The sequence below is a fragment of the Acetomicrobium mobile genome, from assembly GCF_937920065.1.
On sequence record NZ_CALETC010000023.1, the window covers coordinates 1 to 3,179 of the forward strand.

The 3,179-nt window shown below is 42.6% G+C and carries 3 protein-coding genes; 1 reads left to right on the forward strand and 2 read right to left on the reverse strand.

From position 1 onward, the window contains the following. Positions 1 to 391: 391 nt before the first annotated feature. Positions 392 to 1,195 carry a family 1 encapsulin nanocompartment shell protein gene (locus tag Q7P41_RS00775; RefSeq protein WP_303881330.1) on the reverse strand — a complete coding sequence of 268 codons (804 nt, stop codon included), beginning with the start codon at positions 1,193 to 1,195 and terminating at the stop codon, positions 392 to 394. 13 nt (positions 1,196 to 1,208) lie between these two features. Then, a complete protein-coding gene (locus Q7P41_RS00780; protein WP_303881334.1) occupies positions 1,209 to 1,586 on the reverse strand; it encodes a ferritin-like domain-containing protein in 378 nt (125 codons plus the stop codon). Positions 1,587 to 1,842: 256 nt separating this feature from the next. Here Q7P41_RS00780 and Q7P41_RS00785 point away from each other — a divergent pair, with 256 nt between their 5' ends. Next, positions 1,843 to 2,748, forward strand: a complete 906-nt coding sequence (locus Q7P41_RS00785) for a DMT family transporter (RefSeq protein ID WP_303881335.1) — start codon at positions 1,843 to 1,845, stop codon at positions 2,746 to 2,748. Positions 2,749 to 3,179 lie beyond the last annotated feature (431 nt).

The following is a 3,179-nucleotide window of genomic DNA, read 5'->3' on the forward strand; positions in this document are numbered from 1 at the left end:
CTCAGCCAACCTTTGCCATACCCTCCTTACTGACTCAGGTTCAAGTGAGGCCATAGAAACACATGTTGTAAATAGCACAAGTAACACCGCTCCAATAAGAGAGCGCCATATAGCTTTTTTCAACTTCATCCCCCCTTAGCTTTAGAGCGGGGCAAATCAATCATCGCACAACGAAAAGAGTATTCTTCAAATTTCTCACAATAATTGTAATGCTTTTTATTAAGTTTGAGAATGCATGATTTGCGTAAAAACGAAAAAACGAGCTTGCTGCCCATATTGATTGCGCGGGATGTTCTGACATATTGATCTTCTCTTAGATGGCTCGTAGATCGACTTTATGAAAATAAAAAAAGATGAACCGAGATATTTCCTCGGTTCATCTTTTAGCTTATTAGTCGACGAGCTTTAGCGGCACAGCAGCCTCGGGGGTAACTACGTTAAAAGTGAAACTTTCGGTGAAGTAAAGCAAAACTACCCGATCTTTATACTCTTTATAACCAATGGATATATCCTGGCCCAGGATAAGTTCGAAATCACCACCGCGCAAGGAAACCACTATCCCATCATTTACGTTGGGAGAAAAAACTATTTTGCCGTCTTCAAGCACATCGCCAATTTTTTTGTATAGTGGATACCCTTCTCCAACGGAGTAAATTCTGCTCCAAAGGGCCGGGCCTGCTATAAGGGCATAGGGGCCTTCAACGCCATTCTGCGTAAAGTGATGTTTTACTTGAGTTAAGCTGACTAGTAAATCCGAAGTATTTTGGAGGGGTAGCTCTATGGTAAACTCTTGGGACGTGCCAAAGAGACCTTCCATGGAAGCATCTTCCAATCCGTAAAAGACCGATTTATCCTCAAAAAAGGCCAACTTTCTCGCTGCTTCTTCCAGGTTTGTCAAATCTGGAGATTTTAACCCCCTGGATATGGCATCGAGCTCGCATATGGAAAGTTCGAATGGGACGTATAGCTCAACTAAGGGCAAACTCAGTCGCGTTGCATAGCAGACCTCTTTTGAGGCGTCACCCTTCTTAAGCCTCCCCGTAGGATACGCTGCGTAATCCCAACCAAATGGACCTAATACATCGGCAAACTTCCTCGCTGAAAGGTTGGCAATTAACACCTCTTTTGCCCTTCCGTCAATTTCTTCCCAAGCAAAACTATCCAGTGGTGCTAATTCCCTTTTAAGAAAATCCATCTCCACCCCTCCCTTACTTGTTATTTCTAAGAGAACCAATGTTTAAGCTAGAGGTAGACACACTGGTTTTTGAAAATGATTCACCTGATGTCCCTGAAGTCGCCGCTTCCTCTATTTCCGTTATGGGTTCTTCGGTGAAAAGGTATGTGCCCAGGGCCTCATCCCATCCAGGCATGTTACGCCTCAGCCATTCAAGCAGCATGGCGGCATGCTCAATTTCCTCATCTCGATTGTGTTCTATAACGGATCTTATTGTTGGGTCTTGTGTTGTTGCCGCCCTGTCGTGGTACCACATAACTGCTTCTATCTCTTCCTTAAGGCTTGCAAGAGCTCGATGAAAATCCCTATCCTTTGCGGTGAGCTCTTCAACGGGCTCGTGATACTCAGCCATTGGCAATCCCTCCTTAATTTAATATGATTTTCAAAACCCATTATACCTTATCATGCGTGATTAGAGCAAACTAATGAGCCTTCAAAGGACATCGAAAAAAGAAAGTCGTTACCCAGCAAAAGTGAAATAGGCATTAAATTCCTCTTTGTTCTAAGGCGATCCAGTTAGTTGCTGATAACATAAAATCATGAAAATTATGGTATATTTTAATTGATCCTACTTTAGTTGTCTTGCAAACAGCAAGGGGAGCAACGTTATGAACTTCAGAAAGTCTCGACTTGTAGAATTTGGTTTAAAAAGTTCAATTGACTGGCCCAGCCTAACGGCGCTAATCATAACCCTTTTAGTGTGGTCATCAGCCTTTGCTGCCGTAAAAGCGGCTCTCTATTATTTTTCACCTCTTCATTTAGCGGTGTTTCGCTTTGTCATATCCTCGATCGTATTGCTTCCGTTTGTAATGTTTAAATTTGGATTGCCTGATTTAAAAGATGTCCCCTTTATATTTTTCTTGGGTGTGACAGGCATGTTCCTTTACCATATACCGTTATGTATCGGCGAACAAACCGTATCTGCAGGAGCTGCCAGCCTGCTCATTGCTACCGCACCTGTATTTACTGCCATCCTGGCGGTAATCATATTAAAAGAAAAGATGACATTTCTAGGTTGGATTAGCATCGCTATAAGCTTTTCGGGCGCGGCTGTCATTTCAATAGGAGAGGGAGGTATGAAACCTTCTGTTGGAGCCCTATGGATATTATGTGCAGCTTTTATGGAGTCATTTTACTTCGTTTTTCAAAAAAACCTTTTACCAAAATACGGCGCTTTCAGATTGACGACTTACGTTATAGTTAGCAGCACGATATTGATGGCGCCTTTTGGTAGAGGGCTTTTTAATGCAGTCACAACCGCTCCTCTTTCTGCTATCCTAACGGTAGCGTATCTTGCAGTTTTTCCAACCTGCATCGGCTATGCCGGGTGGGCTTATGCGACGTCGAGAAATCCCGCTTCGTTCGTTGCAAGCAGCCTGTTTTTAAATCCAGTCCTGGCTATTTTTGTAGCTTGGTTATGGATCGATGAGATCCCCTCTGTTTTATCAATTGGTGGAGGCATTATCGCCATAATGGGAGTCTGCCTGCTGCAGAAATCCAGAAGTTTTAAATAAAAACTGCTTCAGGGGCTTTATAACTTTATAAAAAGAGGATTGCTTGATAAAAGAATAGTTAATATGCTAATATTTACTTGATTATAATACAAAGGCACCTAAAAAGTTATTTATTGGGTCAGCAGTTAGAAGAGTCAAGCGACATGGAAGAATGTTTTGTTGGTGATCTGCAGAGAGAAAATGATTCTTAGAAGTACCTACAGGTCGTATTAAGAGATTGGGATGCTCCCAATTTTGCAGAGTTCGACTACATAAATTAAGCGAACGGAGGTTTTGGAACATGAAAAGAATTATCAAAATTTTGGCATTTGGGGGTTTGGTCTGCATCTGTGGTTTGCTTTGCCTGCCGATGGTTGCCGTGTCAAGTGAAGTGCCACCAATTGAGCCTCCTGTTATCGTCACAACTTGTGGTCAAAGTCCGGGCGCTGTGA

Excerpts from the sequence above, each read along its gene's own strand:
- Q7P41_RS00775 (WP_303881330.1), bottom strand. The coding sequence starts at position 1,195 with ATGGATTTTCTTAAAAGGGAATTAGCACCACTGGATAGTTTTGCTTGG.
- Q7P41_RS00780 (WP_303881334.1), bottom strand. The coding sequence starts at position 1,586 with ATGGCTGAGTATCACGAGCCCGTTGAAGAGCTCACCGCAAAGGATAGG.
- Q7P41_RS00785 (WP_303881335.1), top strand. The coding sequence starts at position 1,843 with ATGAACTTCAGAAAGTCTCGACTTGTAGAATTTGGTTTAAAAAGTTCA.